This window comes from Kitasatospora sp. NPDC028961 (assembly GCF_055564815.1).
This window is the reverse complement of record NZ_JBVHVO010000003.1, coordinates 293,616-316,967: the sequence shown is the minus strand read 5'-3', so window position 1 is coordinate 316,967 and position 23,352 is coordinate 293,616. Positions and strand designations below refer to the sequence as shown.

Sequence of the window (23,352 nt, the reverse complement as noted above, 5' to 3'; positions counted from 1 at the left end):
GTGCGGCCCGACCCGGGGCCGCTCGCCGCACCGGCCCGGCGCCGCGCCTTTGCCCGAGCTTTACGAAACGGATTCGTCTCGTATCGAAAGTCGCGCTAGGGTGATCACGGGGGTTACGAGACGCACACGACTCGCAAATGCCCGCCAGTGACACGCCACCACGGACGGGAAGACCGCAATGACCACCGCAGCCGCGCCACCTCGGGTGCCGGAAGCCATCCACCGCCGACGCTGGGCGATCCTGTGCACCCTGGTGCTCGCCCTCCTCGTCGTCGTCCTCGACAACTCGATCCTGAACGTCGCGATGAAGACCATCGCGTCCCCCGCGCCCACCGGGCTCGGCGCCAGCCAGAGCGACCTGGAATGGTCGATCAACTCGTACACCCTGGTCTTCGCCGGGCTGCTGTTCACGGCGGGCCTGCTCGGTGACCGGTTCGGCCGCAAGCGCGCCCTGCTGGCCGGCATGGTGGTCTTCGGGATCGCCTCGCTGCTCTCCGCGATGGCCGCTTCGCCGGGTGAACTCATCGGCTACCGCGCGCTGATGGGGGTCGGCGGCGCGCTGGCGATGCCCGCCACGCTCGCCATCATCATGAACGTCTTCGAGCGCGCCGAGCAGCCCAAGGCGATCGGCATCTGGGCCGGCGCGGTCGGCCTGGCCATCGCGATCGGCCCGATCACCGGCGGCCTGCTGATCGAGCACTTCTGGTGGGGCTCGGTCTTCCTGATCAACGTCCCGATCGTGGTGGTCGCCGTGATCGCGATGGTGCTGCTGGTGCCCGAGTCCAAGGACCCGAACCCGGGCCGGCTCGACCCGATCGGCGTGCTGCTCTCGATCATCGGCCTGGTGGCGCTGATCTTCGGCATCATCAAGGGCGGCGAGCTGGCCGACTTCACCTCCCCGGAGGCCTGGGGGCCGGTGCTGGTCGGTGTGGTCGCGCTGGTCGCCTTCGTCTGGTTCGAGCGCCGCACCGCGTACCCGGCGCTGGACGTCAGCTGGTTCCGCAACAAGGTGTTCAGCGCTTCCGTGGTCGTCGTCGGCGTGGTCTTCTTCGCGCTGATGGGCGTCTCCTTCTTCGGCGTCTTCTACACCCAGAGCGTGCGCGGCTACAGCGCCCTGCAGGCCGGCCTGCTGATGCTGCCGCTGGCCGCCGCCCAGCTGCTGTTCGCCCCGCGGGCCCGGCTGGTGGTGGACCGCTTCGGCGTCCGCGCCACCTGCGCCGGCGGCATGGCCCTGATCGCGATCGGCTTCCTCGGTTACCTGCTGCTCGACGTCGACACGCCGATCTGGGTGCTGGTGGTCCTCGGCCTGCTGATGGGCAGCGGCATGGCGCACGTGATGCCGCCGGTCACCGTCGCGATCATGGGCTCGCTGCCGCGCGAGAAGGCCGGTGCCGGTTCGGCGATCAACAACACCTTCCGCCAGGTCGGCGGCTCGCTCGGGGTGGCCGTGCTCGGCGCGGTGCTCTCCACCGTCTACCGCAACGGGATGTCCGACCAGCTGGACAAGCTGCCGGCCGGCGCGCTGCGGGAGAAGGCCGGTGAGTCCCTGGAGGCCACCATGGCCGTGGCCGGCCGGCTCGGGCCGCAGGGCGCCGAGCTGATCGGCCCGGCGAACGCCTCCTTCATCGACGCCATGCACGTGGTGGCCGGCCTCTCGGCCGGAGTCACCGCGGTCGGCGCACTGCTCGCCTGGTTCCTGCTCCCCGGCCGGATCACGGCGGGCGGCCCCGGCGGCGCGCCGGGGGGCGCACCCGCCCCGGCGAAGGCGGCCGGCCCCGTGCGGGAGACCGAAGCGGCCGACGCCTGACCGGTCGCGGCCGGCCGGACCCCGGCTGAGCTGCGGCCGAGCTGAGCGAGAATGGGCCCCGGCCGCCCGGACCAGTCCGGGTGGCCGGGGCCATGTGCGTACGGCGGCTTCCACCGGGCCGGAGTGCGGACGACAATCGGTACTGGAACGGCGCCGCGCGCCCGCGACCATCGAGGGAGACCAGCGGGGATGAAGACGGACACCACGGTCGCGCCGGACTGCACGAGCCCGCGGCGGGGCCGCCCGCGCAGCGAGGCGGCCGAGCAGGCCATTTTCACCGCCGTCGAGGAGCTCATGGCGGCCGGCAGCAGTCTGGCCGAGCTGACCATCGAGGGCATCGCCACCGCCGCCGGCGTCGGCAAGGCCACCATCTACCGGCGCTGGCCCAACAAGGAGGCCCTGCTGGTCGACATGGTCAGCCGGCTGGAGGCGCCCGTCCCGGAGAGCACCGGCGGCGCCGTCCGGGACGACCTGATCGCGATGGTCGAGTACATGCGCATCCGCGGCCTCGCCAAGCGCTCCCGCTGGGTGCTCAAGGCCGCCCTCAGCCAGATGCACAGCTGGCCCGAGCTGCACGCGGCCTACCGGGAACGGGTGATCGGGCCGCGCCGGGTGATGGCGCGCGACCTGATCCGCCGGGGCGTCGCCGAGGGCGTGCTCCGGGGCGACCTCGGCGAGGAACTCCTCGCCGACCTGCTGATCGGTCCGATCCTCACCCGCAGCATCCTGTGGGAGGAGTCCGACCTCGACGATCCCGAGCTCGCCACCACGATGATCGACGCGCTGCTCCAGGGCCTGGCCGGCCCGGCCGCCCGCGACTGACCCGCCCCGCCGCGCTCCGTCGCGACTGGCCTGCCGCGACCGACCTGCCGCGGGGGCCTCCGTGCGCCCCCCGGCGTGGCCTGGCTCACCAAACCGGGCCACGCCGGAACCCGCTCCCCGGAGCCCGCGTCTGTCCCGGCATAGGCTGAGCCGGGAATCCGATCAAACCGGCACCAGTCCGGCACCGTGCCCGCCCTCCGGCGGGGTCGCGCGTCGGACCGGCAGACGGCACGAACGAACGGGAGCCACGGGATGGCGCAGGCGGACTGGACGGACCGGACGGCACCGGCGGCGGGAGGCGGGGCCCCGGCCACCGCCGGGAGCACCGGCACCGGCACCGGCCCGGACGGCGCCGGTAGCCCCGGTGCCGCCGGCGACCTCGGCGGACCCGGCCCTGGCCACGGCCTCGGCGGTCCCGGTGGCCTCGGCGGTCCCGGGCCCGGTGGTCCGGGGGGTTCCGGCCGGTCCGGTTCCGGCGCCGGGTTCCTCGGCCTGCGCGGCTGGGGCCGGGACGCCCGGGGCAGCAACCCCTGGCGGCGCGGCCTGCTCCTCGCCGCCCTCGCCCTGCTCGCCGCCGCCCTGCTGGCCTTCCACGCCGAGGTGCCCAACACCGTCGGCAACCTCGGCAGCCTGCTGGAGACCTTCCTGCCCTGGGTCGGCCTGGCCGTACCCGTCCTGCTGGTGCCGGCCCTGCTGCGCCGCTCCGCCACCGCGCTGATCGCGCTGCTGCTGCCGGTGGTGATCTGGTTCAACATGTTCGGCGGGCTGCTCAGCGACAAGAGCGGCGGCGCCGGGGACTGGACGGTGGTCAGCCACAACGTGGCCGCCGCCAACACCGACCCGCAGCGCACGGTGCAGCTGCTCAAGGACTCGGGCGCCCAGATCGTCGCGCTCCAGGAGCTGGCCGGCCGGCCGCTGCGCGCCTACGAGACCGGGCTGGCCGACAGCTACCCGTACCACGCGGTGGAGGGCACGGTCGGGCTCTGGTCGAAGTACCCGATCAGCGGCGTCTCGGTGGTGGACATCAAGATGGGCTGGACCAGGGCCTTCCGCGCCCAGGTCGGCACCCCGCAGGGCCCGGTCGCGGTGTACGTCGCGCACCTGCCGTCCGTCCGGCTGAAGGCCGAGGGCGGCTTCACCGTCAACCAGCGGGACGCCAGTGCCCAGGCCCTGGGTGACGCGATCGAGGCCGAGTCGCTGAAGAAGGTGCTGTTGCTCGGTGACCTCAACGGCACCATGAACGACCGCAGCCTGGCGCCGGTCACCTCGCAGATGCGCTCGGCCCAGGGCGCGGCCGGTGACGGCTTCGGCTTCAGCTGGCCGGCGTCCTTCCCGATGGCCCGGATCGACCAGATCATGAGCAAGGGCGGTCTGAAGCCCACCGACTCCCGCACCCTGGGCCACGACGGCAGCGACCACCTCGCGATCGCGGCCACCTACCGCTACCAGGGGTGACCACCGGCGGCCGACCGCCGGCCGGTGATCAGCCCCGGCGCCGGCGGTCGGTGATCAGCCCCGGCGCCAGCGGTTGGTGATCGGCAGCCGGCGGTCCCGGCCGAAGCCCTTGGCGGAGATCTTCGGGCCCGGCGGGTACTGCCGGCGCTTGTACTCGGCGGTGTCGACCAGCCGGACCACCCGGTCGACCACCGCCGGGTCGAAGCCCGCCGCCACGATCGAGTCCCGGCCCTCGTCGCCCTCGATGTAGCGGCTGAGCACGGTGTCCAGCAGGTCGTAGTCGGGCAGCGAGTCGGTGTCCACCTGGTCCGGCCGCAGCTCGGCGGACGGCGGCTTGTCGATGGTGTGCTCCGGGATCGGCGCCGGCTCGCCGCGCCGCGCGGCCTCCTCGTTGCGCCAGCGGGCGAGCCGGAAGACCAGCGACTTGTAGACGTCCTTGATCGGACCGAACGCGCCGACCGAGTCGCCGTACAGCGTGGAGTAGCCGACCGCCAGCTCGCTCTTGTTGCCCGGCGCGAGCACCAGGTGGCCCTCCTGGTTGGAGATCGCCATCAGCAGCGTGCCGCGCAGCCGGGACTGCAGGTTCTCCTCGGCCAGGCCGGTCAGCTCGGTGGCCGCCAGGTAGGCGTCGACCATCGGGGCGATCGACACCGTCCGGAGGTGCAGCCCGGTCCGGCGGGCCAGCTCGGCGGCGTCGTCCCGGGAGTGCTGGGAGGAGTACCGGCTCGGCATCGAGACGCAGTGCACGTTCCCGGCCCCCAGCGCGTCCACCGCGATGGCCGCCACCAGCGCGGAGTCGATGCCACCGGAGAGGCCGAGCAGCACCGAGCGGAAGCCGTTCTTGCGCACGTACGCCTCGGTTCCGGAGACCAGCGCGGCCCAGATCTCGGCCTCGTCCGAGATCCTGGGCGCCACCTCGGCCCGGAGCGGCGCGGCGGGCGCGGGCAGCGGCTCGCCGCCCAGTTCGCGGCGGACCAGGTGCAGGCCGTCGGCGAGCAGCAGCCCGTCGGTGTGGTCGCTGCTCGCGGCCGGCAGGTCGAGGTCGAGGACGAGCAGGTGCTCCGCGAACTGCGGCGAGCGGCCCAGCACCCCGCCGTCCGCGCCGACCACGATCGAGTCGCCGTCGAAGACCAGCTCGTCCTGGCCGCCGACCATGTTGACGTAGGCCAGCGCGCAGCCCGCCTCGGCGGCGCGCCGCCGGACCAGTTCCAGCCGGGCGTCGTCCTTGTTCCGCTCGTAGGGCGAGCCGTTGAGCACCAGCAGCAGGCCGGCCCCGGCCTCGCGGGCGGCGCTCACCCGGCCGCCGTCCTGCCAGATGTCCTCGCAGATCGCGAGCGCCACGTCCACCCCGTGCAGCCGCAGCACCGGCAGCTGGTCGCCGGGGACGAACCAGCGGTACTCGTCGAACACCCCGTAGTTGGGCAGGTGGTGCTTGGCGAACCGGGTGACCACCCCGCCGCGGTGCAGCACCGCGGCGCAGTTCTGCGGCGACCCGGCCGGGCGGCCGAACCGCGGTGAGGCCTGGTCGGACCGGCCCAGGTAGCCGACCACGACCGGCACCTCGCCCAGCCCCTCGCCGGCCAGCCGCGCGGCCAGGGCGACCAGGGCGGACCGGGAGGCCTCGACGAAGGAGCGGCGCAGGGCGAGGTCCTCCACCGGGTACCCGGTCAGGGCCATCTCGGGGAAGGCGATCAGCCGGGCACCGGCCTCGACGGCCTGGGCGGTCCGGCGTACCACCTCGTCCGCGTTGCGGTCGAGATCACCGACCCAGGGGTCGGTCTGGCACAGGGCGAGACGGAGAGTGGGCATGCCGCGAGTCTAATCGTCAATCTGACGCGATGTCGCGTCCGAGGGTTGCCACTGCCCTCGGCGGCCGCGATCCGCCATGATGGGGACAGTCGCTTTCGGGTGGTTTCCGGGCGTAACACGAACGTAAAGAGCAGAGGTGAGACTGTCCCCATGGGCAAGCAGCAGGAGTTCGTGCTCCGGACGCTCGAAGAGCGTGACATCCGTTTCGTCCGACTGTGGTTCACCGACGTGCTCGGGTTCCTGAAGTCGGTCGCGGTGGCGCCGGCGGAGCTGGAGCAGGCCTTCGAGGAGGGCATCGGCTTCGACGGGTCGGCGATCGAGGGCTTCGCCCGCGTCTACGAGTCCGACATGATCGCCAAGCCGGACCCGACCACCTTCCAGATCCTGCCCTGGCGCTCGGAGACGCCCGGGACGGCCCGGATGTTCTGCGACATCCTGATGCCGGACGGCTCCCCGTCCTTCGCCGACCCGCGGTTCGTGCTCAAGCGCACCCTGGAGAAGGCCTCCGAGCTCGGGTTCACCTTCTACACCCACCCCGAGATCGAGTTCTTCCTGCTGAAGAACCTGCCCGGCGACGGCACCGCGCCGATCCCCGCCGACCAGTCCGGCTACTTCGACCACACCCCGCGCGGGGTGGGGCACGACTTCCGCCGCCAGGCGATCACGATGCTGGAGTCGATGGGCATCTCGGTGGAGTTCTCCCACCACGAGGGCGCGCCCGGGCAGCAGGAGATCGACCTGCGCTACGCCGACGCGCTCTCCACTGCCGACAACATCATGACCTTCCGTCTGGTCATGAAGGAGGTCGCGCTGGAGCAGGGCGTGCACGCCAGCTTCATGCCGAAGCCGTTCTCCGACCACCCCGGCTCGGGGATGCACACCCACCTCTCGCTCTTCGAGGGGGACCGCAACGCGTTCCACGAGTCCGGCGCGGAGTACCAGCTCTCCAAGGTCGGCCGGTCCTTCATCGCCGGACTGCTCAAGTACGCCGCCGAGACGGCCGCCGTCACCAACCAGTGGGTCAACTCCTACAAGCGGATCTGGGGCGGCTCGCAGCGCACCGCGGGCGCCGGCGGCGAGGCGCCGTCGTACATCTGCTGGGGCCACAACAACCGCTCGGCCCTGATCCGCGTCCCGATGTACAAGCCCGGCAAGCAGGGTTCCACCCGGATCGAGGTCCGCTCGCTGGACACCGGCTGCAACCCCTACCTCGCCTACGCCGTCACCCTCGCGGCCGGCCTCAAGGGCATCGAGGAGGGCCTCGAACTCCCGCCCGGCGCGGACGACGACGTCTGGGCGCTCACCGACGCGGAGCGCCGCGCCCTCGGCATCCAGCCGATGCCGCAGAACCTCGGCGAGGCCATCGACCTGATGCAGCGCAGCGAGCTGGTCGCCGAGACCCTCGGCGAGCACGTGTTCGATTTCTTCCTCCGCAACAAGCGCCAGGAGTGGGAGGAGTACCGCTCCGAGGTCACCCCCTTCGAGCTCCGGAAGAACCTCCAGGTGCTGTAGTCGCAGGTCAGAGTTCTTACCCGGGCGGGTGGAAGCCCCGGGTCGGCGGTCTTGCACCGCCGACCCGGAGGCCTTTCACCCGCCCGGGGCCGTCTGGGGGCCGTCAGCCGTCGGATCGGTGGTCCATCCGAGCGTTTCGTAGAGCTTGTCCACGGCCCGGCGGGTACGGCCGTCGCTGCTCGGCATCAGGTGCGTGTAGACCCGGAGCGTGAACCCGGGGTCGCTGTGCCCGAGGTACCCGCTCAAGGCCTTCACGCTCTCGCCGGCGTCCAGCAGGACCGAGGCGTAGAAGTGCCGCAGAGCGTGCATGCCGTCCTCGCGGGACGCCTGGTGCCGCTTGCCCTTCTCCGGCGGGGGGATGACTGTAGGTCTCCATCAGTTGTGCTTCGGAAGGAAGCGACGTCACTGTGGAGTCCCCGCTGATCTCGCTCTCGATCGCGTCGGCGATCCGCAGGTAGGTACCACGCGGGCTCCGCTCGGGCACTAGCCGCTCCCTTCTCTAGGCAGATACCTAGTCAGGATGGACGATCGTGGGGGGCGGTTGCCAGCCCCTGGGTCGGGGCCCCAGCTGCTAGCTGCCCAATTCATGTTGGGCCGCAGAGGGTAGAAGGTTTCCCTGCCGGGTTAAGGCCGCCAGGGTCCAGGGCGTCTGCCCATCGAGACGGCCTCGGGCCAGCGGGGCTGGTTGGGCGCCCGATGGCATCCTGGAGCGCTCCCTCATCCTCGCTCCATTGCGATGAATTCATCGACTCGTGCCAGATAAATACCTGCCAGCCCTTCCATCTCCCGCAAAGACGCCACAAGCTGTTCAGATTCACCGAGAGGCAAGATCGGGCCACTCTCCGCCATCCTGCAACAGTAGACGCGGTAATGCTCTGGTGTGGCCAATTCCTTAAATTTGACCGCCACATGCCCCGCCGCGCCAGAGATTACAGGATTATATTCTCGAGAGAATCTTTCGGAAAGCTTTTCGGCTGCACCTAGCAACCCGGCTTCCCGGAAAGAATCGATCATTTCTAGCGGCGCATACGAGCTGTCGATCACTAGATCGGCCACTGCAACGGAAGCCTTCTTCAAAAGGTCAAGGGCAAGATTGTCCAGCCCCATATTCATCAGATTCCCGATTAGCGGTCTCAATTGCAGGAGGTCGTGGGCGTCGACCTCGTCAGCCCGGGCTTGAATTCTCTGCAGCAGATCCTCGAAAAGCTGACTATCTCTACCCCTCATTACGGCGCCCAGAAGTGCCAAATCCCCGATGCTCGCTTCCCTGCCGGCAAGGAACTTCCGTGCGATGACGCTACTCGAATCAAGTGCTCGCTTGCTGTTGGTGTCAACTAGGGTCTCAATGAGATATAGTGCATTGCTTGGGTCTTCCGAATCGCAGTACACCCACTCTTCTGCCAATGTTGTCGAGAACTCTGAAGCTGCATCATGAAACCCATAATCACCGAGAGTTTCTAGAATTACTGCACACTCGAAGGCGGGGCCAGCTCCTAGGGATGGGATGCACTCGCTAATGAATTCGACCAGTTCGCTTACTAGCTCTTCATGGTCGACAACTTCTTGGAGCTGGCAAATCATGAACCCGACATCTTCGGGGTTTGAATAATCGAGCTCCTCTATTGCCTGCCCTAGCAACTCGCGGACCAATTTTGGGTCGGCTGTCGGGTTCTTGAGAAGGCTTGCAATCGCTACAGGGTCGCCGCTTTCGGCAAGGGGCTCCCAGAGCCTGGCTGCCAGTGCATCTCTTCCGCGATCTTCGGCGGCCCAAATGATGTAATATGGAACGCTTATGTCGCCACTCAATCTGCCCACCGCGCGCCAGAAGCTTTCCGGAGCCGGGGATCGATTTCGCTCTTGCTGGGAATGCTGGACTAGGTAATCAGCTAGCTTGTATGTGAAATCCTTGCTAATTTCTCTCTGTGATCTCAGGCGGGCAAGAGGCGAGGTGGCACCTCTGAGCTGCCGCCCTAGTAGATCAGTAGCCTGGCTGAACCATTCCGCGTCTGTTGCACCCCACTCCTCTTCCGTAAGATATCCGGGCGCGGCATTGCGCAGGAATTCGGGGGTTGTCGCGTTCAAGCCACTCATTGCCGACCAGTCCATGGCTGCACTGAGCACTGCCCAAGCGGTCGGCGAAATTTCACGGGAGTCTTTGAAGAACTCAAGCAGGGCGGGGCCGGCTGCAAGATACTGGGTCACTCTTCCATTTGAAAGGCCGACTGCAATTTTTACCCTGCTGTCCAGTTGCGCATGCTTCTCTAATGTGGAATTGGGAAAATCTGGCGTAATGTCAACCCTGTGCGTCATGCTGGAAAGCAATGCGCGGGATTGGCTAAATCGATCATTCACTGGCGATGCCTGGGCCATGACTTCTCGCCAATAGATTGGCCACATTGTCCCGATGAAAAGAACTTCAGATTTTCGAGAAAGTGTCACTCGGAGGGACGCCGCGACGCGTTCTCCCATGACGGGCGGAAAAAGGTAGTCTTGAAGCTCATTGAGCCAGACTACTGTCTTTTCTGGCCATGTCCCATCCTCGAGAAATGCGAGAAGTGCCTCCGGCTTGCTGGGTGCAATGGGGTGATAGAAGCTCCATCCTTGAGGCAATTCTTTGATGGCCTCGTATGCGGCCCTCGTCTTTCCGGTTGAGGACCCTCCGACAAGAACAATTAGTTGTGGATTTTTGCCGAGCAGGGCAGAACGGAGGGCGTCGTCGTGTGCGCGCGCCATATATGCAGGCAAGCCTGCCGGGACTTCGTCAATTTCGATTGGTTTGTGCACTTCTAGTGCATAAGGATTTTCAAGGGCAATTCTCAACGAAGTCGTTCCGCCGGTCGAGGTGGCATCACTTCGCCTTGTTCTCTTCTCAGATCGCGCGGCGAGGCGAAGGCGCTCAAGATGTGCCTCCCTCCCAGTTCTGGGAGACCCTTCCCACGCTGCCTCGCCAGAGTCATTCCAAGATCCCAGGGTCCGCACAAGGATGGCGAGTTCTTGCCGTCGAGCAGGAACTGACTTTCCGTTGATCCACTCGTTGACAGAAGAAGTATTCAGGCGCGTCAGAGGGGCTGCCTTCGCGGCTCTACTGATCACCGAGTCCAGTGATGGCCTTCCTGCGGCTGCGTAAAGGCCTCCCAGCTCCGCTGTGAAGCGTTCGATGGCGCCCCTGGAGTCCACCAGCGCTCTCCTTGCTGCCCGTCCGGCATCCGTCCGTCCGGCATCCGTCCGGCATCCGTCTCCGGATGGTTCTTGTGAGGCCCTGACCTGCCGTTTTGTGACTTGCGGCTCAAGAGGCCTTCTGCGTACCTCCACAGTCTGCCTTGGCGCAGATCAGTTGCGCAGAGGTACATGGAACCTGGAGGTAGGTCGCTTTGACCGTTCTTGGGCAGATGCCGACTTCGGCCGTCGCGTTGCTCCTCGTCCTGACGCTCCTGGGCGTCATCCTGGCCGTAGGTGTAGTTCTTCCTGCGGTGTGGTCCCGGCGTACATACAGGCGTAACGCCGCCCGAGCGGTTCTTGGGCTGCTCGTGCAGGTGGTGTCGAGGCAAGACCGGGTCACCTCGGAAGCGGGTGAGGGAGATGCATCCCCGCCCAGAAGGTGAGGCTCCGTTTGGGCGGCGCACACCTCTTCGAAGCCATCTTGGGCCTTGCTGAGCTCGTTCGGTCGAACGAGCTCAGCAAGGTAGGTGCGGGGTCGGGCCGTCCGTGGGCCGTGCGAGGGCGACCGGGGGTGGCCGATGAGGCTCAATGATGACCGCTTGTTGGCGGGCTCTCGCTGATGGACTGAGGGTGCTCCAACGGGGCTCCGTCGGCTCATCAGTTCCTCCGCAACAAGCGCCAGGAGTGGGAGGAGTACCGCTCCGAGGTCACCCCGTTCGAGCTGCGGAAGAACCTCCAGGTGCTCTGACGGTCCGTCAACCGCGTGAGTGGGCCTGCTCCGGTCGGAGCGGGCCCGTTCCGTTGTGCGGGTCCGCCCGCTCCCGCCGGTCTCCGGCGGGAGCGGGCGGTGCGGGCGTCCGGGCAGGGGTCCCCCGCGCACGCTAATTCGTTGGGCCAATGCGGTTACCCTGCAGCGGTGCGAGCCGTGACCAGGTGACGCGGGAGAGTATTCAGAAGATCCGTTTTGCGGATCATCCTGGAGTGTCATGCGTACTCGAATCACCACCCTGGTCCTGTCCGGACTGGCCTCGGCCGCCCTCGCCCTGGGCGCCGGCGGCACGGCCTACGCCTCGCCCGTCGTCGACCACGGCGCAGCCGCCGAATCGGTCGAGGCCCAGGGCGCATGGGTCGACAGCCTCCTGCGTCTGGCCGAGGAGGACAGCGGCTCCACCACCAGCACCTGGACCTTCAACGGGCGGAGCACCGTCTACTCCGCACCGGGGCTTCGCCCGGCCCACCGGGGCGACGAGGGCACCGAGGCCGGAGAGGCCTTCGCCGACGGCTCGGTGTCGGAGTTCGTGGAGCCGGGCGACGCCGAAGCCGCCGAGCAGCCCGTGCTGTCGGAGGAGAGCGGTCCCGGACGCGGTCGGCCGATGGCCCAGCCGGAGTCCGTGCTCCCCGAGGGCTCGTCGGCCCGCGGTGGCGAGCACTGTGAAGAGGACTGGCACGGCCAGCCCGGGGAGCACGGCCCCGCGGACTGCGACTGCTCCCCCCAGCACCACGAGCACCACGAGGGCCACGAGGGTCATGAGGGCCACGGTGGCCACGAGGGCCAGGGCCAGGGGCAGGGCCAGGGCCAGGGCCAGGGCCAGGGCCAGGGCCAGGGCCAGAGCAACGAGCAGGGCCAGGGTCAGGGCCAGGCCCAGGGTCAGAGCAACGAGCAGGACCAGGGGCAGAGCCAGAGCGGCTCGCAGAACCAGGGTCAGGACCAGCACGTCCAGGTGACCGTCAACGTGCAGAACGTCGTCACGAACAACCTCAACAACAGTGCGAACAACAGCGCCGCCAGCAACTCGAACAACTCCGCGCAGAACAGCGCGCAGAACTCGGCTCAGAACAACCAGTCGGCCTCGCAGGCCAACAACCTCTCCAACCAGCAGAGCCAGTCCAACCACCAGGCCTCGCACAACCTGAACAAGGCGACCCTCGTCGCCAAGGGCCAGGCGCCGGGCAAGTCGGCTCACCACGGCGGCGGCGAGCACGGCGAGCACGACGAGCAGACCGGGCACGGCGGGGGCGGGCACTACGGTTCGGGCGGGGGGTACGCGTCCGGCCAGCACGGTGCGGGCGAGCACCACCCGGCCGAACACCCCCACGGGGAGCTGGCCGAGACGGGCTCCCGGGGGACGCCGATCCTGATCGGCCTCTCGGCCGCTTTCCTCGCGGCGGGTGTGGCGGCGATGCGGCTCGGCCGACGGCGCGCATGATCGGGTCCGTCCCCCCGGGCTGCCGGACAGCGCGCCGGGGCCGGACAGCGTGACCGTCCGGCGGGGCACCCGGTCGGGCGTTGCGGGCGACAGGGCGGTGCGCCGTGAGCGGCCGCCCGGCGCTCTGCGTCCGGCCTTCACCCGTTCGACGTACAGGAAGCCGATGCCGCCGTCCGCCTCGAAGGAGGAGTGGACGGCGGTGTCCGTGCTGCCGGCCGGAGGGGCTGCCGGGGCCGGGGGCGACCGGCGCCGGTGAAGGCGCTCGGCGGCGGGGCCCGTCCGCCGGGCGTCCGTGAGGCTCCCGTTCGTGGCCGGGCGGGGCCGGTCCGCGGTCGCGCCCGGCGCGGCGCCGTGCGGGCGCGTAACCTGCTGAACGGGCGGATGGAGGGGTCATGGAGGAGCAGCGGGCCGGGAGCCGGGTGAGCCGGCCGGAGATCAGGCTGGTCCGGCGCGGGTTCACCGACCCGGCGCAGGCCGTCCGGCTGCTCGCCGGGCCCGGTCTGGAGGGACTGGCCGACGACCCGGTGCTGCTGGACGCGCTCGGCGCCACCGCCGACCCGGACCTCGCCCTGCTGGGCCTGGCCCGGCTGCTGGAGGGCGCCGACGAGACCGAGCGGCACACCCTGCGCGACACCCTCACCACCTCCAAGCCGCTGCGCGACCGGCTGCTCGGCGTGCTCGGCGCGTCCACCGCGCTCGCCGACCACCTGGCCCGGCACCCGCACGACTGGCACGTCCTGGTCACCTTCGAACTGCGCGACATGCACCCCGGTCCGGAGGACTTCCGGCGCGCGCTGCGCGAGGGCCTGCGGGCGGACGCCGCCGTCAGCCCGGCGGACGCGCTGCGGATCGCCTACCGCCGCTGCCTGCTGGCCATCGCCGCCCGCGACCTCACCGGCACCACCGACCTCGCGCAGACCGCCGCCGAACTGGCCGACCTGGCCGGCGCCACCCTGCAGACCGCCCTGGAGATCGCCGCCGAGGAGGACCCGGAGGCCGCCGGCGCCTGCCGCCTCGCCGTCATCGGCATGGGCAAGTGCGGCGGGCGCGAGCTCAACTACGTCTCCGACGTGGACGTCATCTTCGTCGCCGAACCGCGGGAGGGCGTCGAGGAGCAGGAGGCGATCAAGGCCGCCACCCGGCTGGCCGCCGCGCTCACCCGGCTCTGCGCGGACACCACCGGCGAGGGCACCATCTGGCCGGTGGACGCCAACCTGCGCCCCGAGGGCCGCAACGGCCCGCTGGTCCGCACCCTGGCCAGCCACCAGGCCTACTACCAGCGCTGGGCCAAGACCTGGGAGTTCCAGGCGCTGCTCAAGGCCCGTCCGGTCGCCGGGGACGCCGAGCTCGGGGCCGCCTACCTGACGGCGCTGGAGCCGATGGTCTGGCAGGCCGCCGCCCGGGAGAACTTCGTCACCGACGTGCAGCAGATGCGCCGCCGGGTGATCGACTCGATCCCCGTCACCGAGCTCGACCGCCAGCTCAAGCTGGGCCCGGGCGGCCTGCGCGACGTCGAGTTCTCCGTCCAGCTGCTCCAGCTGGTGCACGGCCGCACCGACCCGGCGCTGCGCAGCGGCAACACCCTGGAGGCCCTCGGCGCGCTCTCCCGGGGCGGGTACGTGGGCCGGGCCGACGCCGCCTCGCTGGACACCGCCTACCGCTTCCTGCGCTCGCTGGAGCACCGGATCCAGCTGCACCGGCTGCGCCGCACCCATCTGATGCCCACCGGCGAGGAGGACCAGCGCCGGCTGGCCCGCTCGCTCGCCCCGCTGATCAACGACGACACCCGGGCCGACCCGGTCGCCGCCCTCCAGCGGGAGTGGAAGCGGCACGCCGTCGAGGTCCGCCGGCTGCACGAGAAGCTGTTCTACCGGCCGCTGCTGGACGCCGTCGCCGAGCTGCCGACCGGTGCGACCGGGCTGAGCCCGGACGCCGCCCGGGCCCGGCTGGAGGCGCTCGGCTACGCCGACCCGGCCGCCGCGCTGCGCCACCTGACCGCGCTGGCCTCCGGCGTCAGCCGCAAGGCCGCCATCCAGCGGACCCTGCTGCCGGTGCTGCTGGGCTGGTTCGCCGACTCGGCCGACCCGGACGCCGGGCTGCTCAACTTCCGCCAGGTCTCCGACGCGCTCGGCCGCACCCCCTGGTACCTGCGGCTGCTGCGCGACGAGAGCGCCGCCGCCGAGCAGCTGGCCCGGGTCCTCTCGGCCGGCCGGCTCGCCCCCGACCTGCTGCTGCGGGCCCCCGAGGCGGTCGCCATGCTGGGCGACCCGCAGGGCCTGGCGCCGCGCGGCCGGCCCGCCCTGGAGCAGGAGATACTGGCCGCCGTCGGCCGCGCCGACTCCGCCCCCGCGGCCGTCGCCGCCGCCCGTTCGGTGCGGCGCCGGGAGCTGTTCCGGACCGCCGCCGCCGATGTCCTCGGGCGGCTCGGTGACGACCCGGCCGAGGCCCTGGACGTCGCGGGCGAGGCGCTCACCGCGCTCAACGCGGCCACCCTCCAGGGCGCGCTGCGCGCCTGCACGGCCGGCTGGGAGGCCCGGCACGGGGAGCTGCCGACCCGGATCGCGGTGATCGCGATGGGCCGGTTCGGCGGGCACGAGCTCGGCTACGGCTCCGACGCGGACGTCCTCTTCGTCCACGAGCCGCTGCTCGGTTCGCTCGACCAGGACGCCGCCCGGGCCGCCCAGGCGGTCTGCCACGAGCTGCGCACGCTGCTCTCCGGGCCGTCCACCGAGCCGCCGCTGGTGGTCGACGCCGATCTGCGCCCGGAGGGCCGCAACGGCCCGCTGGTGCGCACCCTCGCCTCCTACGCGGCGTACTACCGGCGCTGGTCGCACGCCTGGGAGAGCCAGGCGCTGCTGCGCGCCGACCCGGTGGCGGGGGACGCGGAGCTGGGGGAGCGGTTCCGGCAGCTGATCGACCCGCTGCGCTACCCGGGCTCCGGGGTGCCGGAGCGGGACGTGGTGGAGATCCGCCGGATCAAGGCCCGGATCGAGGCCGAGCGGCTGCCGCGCGGCGCCGACCCGACCACCCACACCAAGATCGGCCGGGGCGGACTGGCCGACGTGGAGTGGACCGTCCAGCTCCTCCAGCTCCAGCACGGGCACGAGCTGCCGGCGCTGCGGACCACCCGGACCAGGCCCGCGCTGGCGGCCGCCGCCGAGGCCGGGCTGGTCGGGGCGGAGGACGCGGCGGTGCTGGACGCCGCCTGGGTGCTGGCCTCCCGGGTGCGCTCCGCGGTGATGCTGGTCCGCGGCCGGCCCGGGGACAGCTTCCCCGGGGAGGCCCGGGAGCTGGCCGCGGTGGCCCGCTACCTCGGGTACGGCGCCGGGCACAGCGGCGAGCTGGTGGACGACTACCGGCGCACCACCCGGCGGGCCCGGGCGGTGGTGGAGCGGCTGTTCTACGGCTGATCCCCGATCGCTGCGCCCCGGCCCCGGAGGTCCGGCGAAGGGGCCCTGGGCATGGCCCGGAGTACGGCGAAGGGCCCGCGGAAAGCTCCGCGGGCCCTTCGCCGTACCGGTCTCAGCGCCGTCCGGCGCTCACCGCGGGCTCGCTCCACTGCTCGGGCACCGTGATCGGCTCGTCCGCCGCCCCCCGGGCCGGGACCTTCGGCAGGCGGTAGACCCAGACGTGGTAGATCAGCCGGGCCACCACGAAACCGACCGTGAGGCAGGCGACGCCGCCGACGGCGTCCATCCAGAAGTGGTTGGCGGTCGAGACGATCACCACCAGGGTGGCCACCGGGTAGAGCAGGCCGAGCGCGCGGACCCAGGCCGCGCGGGCCAGGAAGAAGATGGCCAGGCCGCACCAGAGCGACCAGCCGATGTGCATCGAGGGCATCGCCGCGTACTGGTTGGAGACGTGCGTGGCGGGCCCGGAGGCCATCGAACCCCAGGTGTTGTGGACCTTCAGGGTGTCGATGAAGCCGCCGTCCGTCATCAGCCGGGGCGGGGCGAGGGGGAAGAAGTAGAAGCCGACCAGGGCGATGCCGGTGGTGACGAACAGCACCGTGCGGGCCGCGGCGTAGCGGCCCGGGTGGCGCCGGTAGAGCCAGACCAGGACGCCGATGGTGATGATGAAGTGCAGCGTCGCGTAGTAGTAGTTCATCCCGACGATCAGCCACGAGAACTTGTCGACCGCGTGGTTGACCGAGCGCTCGACGGCCACGCCGAGGCTCTGCTCGAAGTCCCAGATCCAGCCCGCGTGCTTCTGGGCTATCGCTTCCTGTTCCGGGACGGCGTTGCGGACGAGGGAGTAGACCCAGTAGCTGATCCCGATCAGCGCCAGCTCGAACCAGATCCGCGGTCGCGCCGGTGAACGGCGCTGGTCACGGATGCGGCCGCGCAGCGCGGCCGCGCGGGACTGGGCGACGCGGGTGGCTCCGTCGGGCACCCGGCCGGAGCCGGCCGGGCCCGCTGCGGAACCGCCACCGTGCGCCGCCGCGGCGCGCTCGGCGCCGGTCTGCTGGATTTCGGTCGGTTCCCCCATGGACGAGAAGTCTGCCAGACGTCCCGTAGCCGTCTGCTCATCCTCTGGAAGTGGATTCTTCACCGACTGTCCCCCTTGAGGGCTAGGGGACTGCTCCCACCGGGGTAGGGGGTGCTGTGGGATCTGGTACGAACCGGCGGGACGGGCATACGTCCTATTGTCACGCCGAGTGCCTCGGGTGGCGCAATCGGGGGCGGGCAGCGGCACGTCGGGGGCCGAAATTTCCGGGACCGAAACCCTTTCTGCATCTTGCTGAAACAGATTGCAGACCGCTAGCGTCCTGGCAACTCGACACCCCTTACCCCCGCAAGGGAGCCCTCAGTGGCCGATGTCCCGCCCCGCCGCGCACGCCGACGGAGCACCACCCCGATCCGCAGACCCGGCCGCACGGCCGTGCTGCTGGCCGCCGCGCTGACCGCCGCCACCCTGGGCGGCGCGGCCCCCGCGGCCTTCGCCGCGGCCCCGCCCGGCCCGCCCTCGGACGCCGCGCTGGCCGCCACCGCCGGGCGGCACGACCTCTCCCGCGAGCAGTTCTACTTCGTCCTGCCGGACCGTTTCGCCAACGGCGACCCGGGCAACGACACCGGGGGCATCACCGGCAGCCGGCTGGACCACGGCCTCGACCCGGCCGACAAGGGCTTCTACCACGGGGGCGACCTCGCGGGCCTGCTCCAGCGGCTCGACTACATCCAGGACCTCGGCACCACCGCGATCTGGATGGCCCCGATCTTCAAGAACAAGCCCGTCCAGGGCGCCGGCGACCAGGCCTCGGCCGGTTACCACGGCTACTGGATCACCGACTTCACCCAGGTCGACCCGCACTTCGGCACCAACGAGCAGCTCAAGGAGCTGATAGCCAAGGCGCACGCCAAGGGCATCAAGGTCTTCTTCGACGTCATCACCAACCACACCGCCGACGTCCTCGACTACGCGCAGCAGCAGTACGGCTACCGCTCCACCGGGGCCTACCCGGTGCTGGACGCCGACGGCCGGCCGGTCGACGAGACCGCCGTCGCCGACGCGGGCGCCGGCTCCCCGGCCGCCTGGCCGAAACTGACCAAGGACTCGTTCCCCTACAGCCCGGTCTTCCGCAAGCCCGCCGACACCGCCGCCAAGGCCCCGGCCTGGCTGAACGACCCCGCGCTCTACCACAACCGGGGCGACTCGACCTTCGTCGGCGAGTCCGCCACCGAGGGCGACTTCTCCGGCCTGGACGACCTCGACACCCAGAACCCCAAGGTGGTCCAGGGCTTCGAGAAGGTCTACCAGCAGTGGGTCAAGGACGCCGGCGTGGACGGCTTCCGGATCGACACCGTCAAGCACGTCAACATGGCCTTCTGGCAGCAGTGGGCGCCCGCGCTCAAGGACTTCGCCGCCAAGCAGGGCAACAAGAAGTTCTTCATGTTCGGCGAGGTCCTCTCCAGCGACCCGGCGGTCACCTCGCCGTACGTCACCAAGGGCCGGCTCCAGGCCACCCTGGACTTCCCGTTCCAGAGCGCCGCCCGCTCCTACGTCTCGCAGGGCGGCTCGGCCCGCGGCCTCGCCGACGTGTACGGGCAGGACTACCGCTACACCACCGCCGACACCGACGCCTACGAGCTGCCGACCTTCCTCGGCAACCACGACATGGGCCGCTTCGGGTCCTTCCTGCTCGGCGACAACCCGGGCGCCGACGACGCCACCCTGCTGAAGAAGGACCGGCTCGCCTCCGAGCTGCAGTTCCTCACCCGGGGCCAGCCGGTCGTCTACTACGGCGACGAGCAGGGCTTCACCGGCGCCGGCGGCGACAAGGACGCCCGGCAGGACCTCTTCGCCTCGCGGACCCCCTCCTACAACACGGACCGGGTGCTCGGCGGCCCCTCCGGCTCCGCCGACCGCTACGGGCGCGACGGCGAGCTCTACCGGGGCATCGCCGGGCTGGCCGCGCTGCGCCGGGACCACCCGGCCCTCGCCGACGGCGCCCAGATCGAGCGGTACGCCGCCGACGGCGCGGGCGTGTACGCCTTCTCCCGGATCGACGCCGGGCAGCAGGTCGAGTACCTGGTCGCGGTCAACAACGCGGCCGAGGCGAAGACCGTCACCCTGGGCACCTTCTCGGCCGGCCAGGGCTTCGACCGGATCTACCCGGCCGCGGGGGAGCGGCTGACCAGTGGCGCGGACCGCGCGGTCACCGTCACCGTGCCCGCGCTCTCCTCGGTGGTGTTCAAGGCCGCCGGGAAGCTGGCGCCGGTCGCGGCCGCGCCGAAGCTCGCGCTGCGGACCCCGGCCGACGGCTCCACCGGCACCGTCACCGTCGGCGCGGACGTCGACGGCGGCGGCTTCGACCGGGTCACCTTCGCCGCGCAGATCGGCGACGCGCCCTGGCGGACCCTCGGCACCGCCGACAACGGGACGTACCGGGTCACCCAGGACCTCGGCGCCGTGCAGCCCGGCACGGTGGTCCGCTACAAGGCCGTGGTCCAGGACTCCGGCGGCCACCTGCGCTCGGCCACCGGAAGCTTCACCACCGGCACCCCCGCCCCCGCCCCGGCGCCCAGCGCCACCGCCCGCCCGTACGCCGTCGTGCACTACCAGCGCGAGGACGGCGACTACGACGGCTGGAACCTCTACGCCTGGGGCGACCTCGCGGACGGCGAGGCCACCCCCTGGCCCGCCGGGCACGGCTTCACCGGCCGGGACGCCTACGGCGCCTTCGCCTACGTGAAGCTGAAGGAGGGGGCCTCGGACGTCGGCTTCGTCGTCGAGAAGGGCGGCGTCAAGGACGTCGACACCGACCGCCACCTCGACGTCGGCGCGACCGGCGAGGTCTGGCTCAAGGAGGGTGACCCGACCGTCCGGACGGCGAACCCCGGGCCCGCCAACACCCAGCCCGCCGGCACCGCCGTCATCCACTACAACCGGGCCGACGGCGACTACACCGGCTGGGGCCTGCACGACTGGACCGGCGCCGCCACCCCGACCGACTGGGGCAACCCGCTGCTGCCGGTCCGCCGCGACGCCTTCGGCGCCGTCTTCGAGGTGCCGCTGGCCCCCGGAGCCACCAGCCTCAGCTACGTCCTGCACCGGGGCAACGACAAGGACCTGCCGACCGACCAGTCGCTGGACCTCGCCGCCAACGGCCACGAGGTCTGGATCCTGGGCGGCCGGGAGGGCTACCTGCTCCCGCAGAACGCCGCCGCCGCCTCGCAGCTGGACCCCGGCTCCGCCAAGGCCCAGTGGATCGACGCCCGCACGGTCGTGGTGCCCGCCGGGTACGGCGCCAACGACGCCGCACTGGCCGGCGGCACCAGCGCCCAGCTGGTGTACGACCCCGAGGGCGGCATCCGCGCCGAGAAGGGCGTGCTGAGCAAGGCCGGGCAGTGGATCCGGCTGACCCCCGCCGCCGGGCTGACCGACGCCCAGAAGGCCGCCTTCCCGCACCTGGCCGGCTACCGGGCCTTCACCGTGGACGCCCGCGACGCGGCCCGGGTGCCTGCCGCGCTCCGCAGCCAGCTGCTCTTCACCGAGCACCTGCCCAGCGGCGCCGCGCTGGCCGCGACCGGGGTGCAGACCCCCGGCGTGCTGGACGACCTGTACGCCCGCCGCACCGGCCGGGTGGACTTCGGACCGGCCTACTACAACGGCAAGGTGGCGCTGTCGGTCTGGGCGCCGACCGCGCGGGAGGTCTCCGTCCAGCTCTTCGACGGACCGGCCGGCGGCACCCCGAAGACCGTCCCGCTGAAGCTGGACGACGAGACCGGTGTCTGGGAACTCGTCCGTGACAAGGCCGAGTTGGACGGCAAGTACTACCTGTACCAGGTGAAGGTCTGGGCGCCGTCCGTCCAGCAGCTGGTGGTCAACACCGTCACCGACCCGTACTCGGTGGCGCTGTCCGCCGACTCCGGGCGGAGCCTGGTCGCCGACCTCGCCGCCAAGGCGCTGAAGCCCAAGGGCTGGGACGACCACACCGTCCCGAAGGCCGTCCCGCCGGCGCAGCAGCAGATCCAGGAGCTGCACGTCCGGGACTTCTCGGTCGAGGACGGCACGGTGCCGGCCGCCGAGCGCGGCACCTACCTGGCCTTCACCGAGTCCCAGTCGGCCGGCATGCGGCACCTGCGGGAGCTGGCCCAGGCCGGCGTCACCACCGTGCACCTGCTGCCGACCTTCGACATCGCCACCATCCGGGAGAACCGGGCCCAGCAGAAGCTGCCGGCCTGCGACCTCAAGGCCCTGGCGGCGGACAGCGAGCGGCAGCAGGAGTGCGTGGCGGCCGTCGCCGCCGAGGACGCCTACAACTGGGGCTACGACCCGCTGCACTACAACGTGCCGGAGGGCTCGTACGCCACCGACCCGGAGGGCACCGCCCGGACGGTGCAGTTCCGGCAGATGGTGCAGGCGATCCACCAGGCCGGGCTGCGCGTGGTGCTGGACGTGGTCTACAACCACACCGCCGCCGCCGGCCAGGCCGAGCACTCGGTGCTGGACCGGGTCGTCCCCGGCTACTACCAGCGGCTCGACGCCAACGGCAAGGTGACGACCGACAGTTGCTGCGCCGACACCGCGCCCGAGCACGCCATGATGAACCGCCTGGTGGTGGACTCGGTGACCACCTGGGCGCGTGAGTACAAGGTCGACGGCTTCCGCTTCGACCTGATGGGCCTGGATCCCAGGTCCACCATGCTGGACGTGCAGGCCGCACTGCGCAGGATGACACCGGATTCGGACGGCGTCGACGGGAAGAACGTCTTCCTCTACGGCGAGGGCTGGAACTTCGGCGTCGTGGCCAATGACGCCCGCTTCGCGCAGGCCACCCAGCTGAACATGGCCGGCACCGGCATCGCCACCTTCGACGACCGGGTCCGGGACGCGGCGCGAGGCGGCAACTTCCAGCTCTCCTCGGCCCCGCAGCAGGGCTTCGCCTCGGGCCTGTACTCCGACCCCAACGGCTCGCCGGCCAACGGCACGCCGCAGGAGCAGAAGGACCGGCTGCTCAAGCAGATGGACCAGCTCAAGGTGGCGCTCACCGGCAACCTGGCCGGCTACGCGTTCACCGACAGCGCGGGCCGGGCCGTCACGGGCGCGGGCGTCGACTACAACGGCGCCCCGACCGGGTACGCGGCCGTGCCGGGCGAGGCGGTGGAGTACGTGGACGCGCACGACAACACCGACCTGTTCGACGCGCTGGCCTACAAGCTGCCCGCCGCCACCGCGCCCGCCGACCGGGCCCGGATGCAGGCGCTCGCCCTCTCGTTGACCGCGCTCACCCAGGGGCCGGGCTTCGTCCAGGCCGGCACCGACCTGCTGCGTTCCAAGTCGCTGGACGCCAACTCCTACGACTCGGGCGACTGGTTCAACGCGATCCAGTGGGACCCGGCGCAGGGCAACGGCTGGGGCCGCGGCGTGCCGACGGCGGCCGACAACAAGGAGATGTGGCCGACCGCCAAGTCGCTGCTGGCCGATCCGAAGCTGGCGATGGGCGCCGCCGACATCCGGGCGACCACCGCGCAGTACCAGCAGTTCCTGCGGATCAAGCAGGGCTCGCCGCTGTTCTCGCTGCCCACCCTGGCCGCCGTCCAGCAGCGGCTCTCCTACCCGCTCTCCGGCACGCCCGGCGAGACGCCCGGGGTGATCACGCTGCACCTGGACGGCACCGGGCTGGCCGGGGCGCAGAAGGGCATCACCGTGGTGTTCAACGCCACGCCCACCGCGCAGAGCCAGACCGTGGCCGCCCTGAAGGGGACGGCGCAGGCGCTGCACCCGGTCCAGGCGGGCGGGGCCGATCCGGTGGTCCGGCAGTCCGGTTTCGCCGCCGCCACCGGCACCTTCACCGTGCCGGGCCGCACCGTGGCGGTCTTCGTCCAGAACTGACGCTCCGCCGTACCCGGCCCCGCACCGCCCTCGGGTGGCGCGGGGCCGTGGTATTTCCCGCCGGTGCCCGGCGCGCGAGTGGCCGAAAACCGTCGTTGGCACGGCCGGAAAGGTGAGGTGACGGATCCGCCCGGCAGCGCGGTCCACCATACGGACGCCGAGCGGGCCCTGAGCGCTGGTCAGTGCCCGCCGGAAGTGATCGAACCTTTCGGGTGGCGATGAAAACCGTCGTCGGTAGTTCCCGCG

At 70.9% G+C, this 23,352-nt stretch carries 10 protein-coding genes and 2 pseudogenes; 8 read left to right on the top strand and 4 right to left on the bottom strand.

Going from position 1 to position 23,352, the window contains the following annotated elements; translation table 11 throughout:
• Positions 1-178 precede the first annotated feature (178 nt).
• The 3 genes from ACZ4UX_RS08850 (at position 179) to ACZ4UX_RS08840 (ending at position 4,084) form a co-directional block, all read left to right on the top strand.
• Complete coding sequence (locus ACZ4UX_RS08850) at positions 179-1,807, top strand: MFS transporter (protein WP_465706128.1); 1,629 nt, start codon at positions 179-181, stop codon at positions 1,805-1,807.
• A gap of 189 nt (positions 1,808-1,996) precedes the next feature.
• Positions 1,997-2,629 (top strand): TetR/AcrR family transcriptional regulator, encoded by a 633-nt coding sequence (locus ACZ4UX_RS08845; RefSeq protein WP_396486935.1) that lies wholly within the window; start codon positions 1,997-1,999, stop codon positions 2,627-2,629.
• A 492-nt stretch (positions 2,630-3,121) separates the two neighbouring features.
• On the top strand, positions 3,122-4,084 hold the full coding sequence (locus ACZ4UX_RS08840) for an endonuclease/exonuclease/phosphatase family protein (protein WP_396487118.1): 963 nt from the start codon (positions 3,122-3,124) through the stop codon (positions 4,082-4,084).
• Between the two features lie 54 nt (positions 4,085-4,138).
• Here the strand turns inward: ACZ4UX_RS08840 and ACZ4UX_RS08835 are convergent, their stop codons facing one another.
• Positions 4,139-5,893 carry an NAD+ synthase gene (locus ACZ4UX_RS08835; RefSeq protein WP_465706127.1) on the bottom strand — a complete coding sequence of 585 codons (1,755 nt, stop codon included), beginning with the start codon at positions 5,891-5,893 and terminating at the stop codon, positions 4,139-4,141.
• 150 nt (positions 5,894-6,043) lie between these two features.
• Here ACZ4UX_RS08835 and glnA point away from each other — a divergent pair, with 150 nt between their 5' ends.
• Positions 6,044-7,405, top strand: coding sequence for a type I glutamate--ammonia ligase (glnA, locus tag ACZ4UX_RS08830; RefSeq protein ID WP_329487371.1), 1,362 nt, complete (start codon positions 6,044-6,046; stop codon positions 7,403-7,405).
• 75 nt (positions 7,406-7,480) lie between these two features.
• Here glnA and ACZ4UX_RS08825 read toward each other — a convergent pair.
• Positions 7,481-7,777: pseudogene (locus tag ACZ4UX_RS08825) on the bottom strand (tyrosine-type recombinase/integrase); the annotation flags it as partial.
• A gap of 345 nt (positions 7,778-8,122) precedes the next feature.
• Positions 8,123-10,189: a hypothetical protein gene (locus ACZ4UX_RS08820; protein ID WP_465706126.1), complete on the bottom strand. Its 2,067-nt coding sequence runs from the start codon at positions 10,187-10,189 to the stop codon at positions 8,123-8,125.
• A gap of 1,036 nt (positions 10,190-11,225) precedes the next feature.
• Between ACZ4UX_RS08820 and ACZ4UX_RS08815 the strand changes: the two are divergent.
• From ACZ4UX_RS08815 to ACZ4UX_RS08805, 3 genes and pseudogenes are all read left to right on the top strand, one after another.
• Positions 11,226-11,312, top strand: a pseudogene (locus ACZ4UX_RS08815) (glutamine synthetase); the annotation flags it as partial.
• Between the two features lie 238 nt (positions 11,313-11,550).
• A complete protein-coding gene (locus tag ACZ4UX_RS08810; RefSeq protein ID WP_465706125.1) occupies positions 11,551-12,771 on the top strand; it encodes a hypothetical protein in 1,221 nt (406 codons plus the stop codon).
• 392 nt (positions 12,772-13,163) lie between these two features.
• The gene (locus tag ACZ4UX_RS08805) at positions 13,164-16,181 is read left to right on the top strand and encodes a bifunctional [glutamine synthetase] adenylyltransferase/[glutamine synthetase]-adenylyl-L-tyrosine phosphorylase (RefSeq protein ID WP_465706124.1); all 3,018 of its coding nucleotides are present in this window, start codon (positions 13,164-13,166) and stop codon (positions 16,179-16,181) included.
• Between the two features lie 112 nt (positions 16,182-16,293).
• On the opposite strand, the gene ACZ4UX_RS08800 is transcribed toward ACZ4UX_RS08805, so the two are convergent.
• Positions 16,294-17,259 (bottom strand): phosphatase PAP2 family protein, encoded by a 966-nt coding sequence (locus tag ACZ4UX_RS08800; protein WP_396486924.1) that lies wholly within the window; start codon positions 17,257-17,259, stop codon positions 16,294-16,296.
• A 321-nt stretch (positions 17,260-17,580) separates the two neighbouring features.
• Between ACZ4UX_RS08800 and pulA the strand changes: the two genes are divergently transcribed.
• Positions 17,581-23,106 carry a pullulanase-type alpha-1,6-glucosidase gene (gene pulA, locus ACZ4UX_RS08795; protein WP_465706123.1) on the top strand — a complete coding sequence of 1,842 codons (5,526 nt, stop codon included), beginning with the start codon at positions 17,581-17,583 and terminating at the stop codon, positions 23,104-23,106.
• Positions 23,107-23,352: the final 246 nt, after the last annotated feature.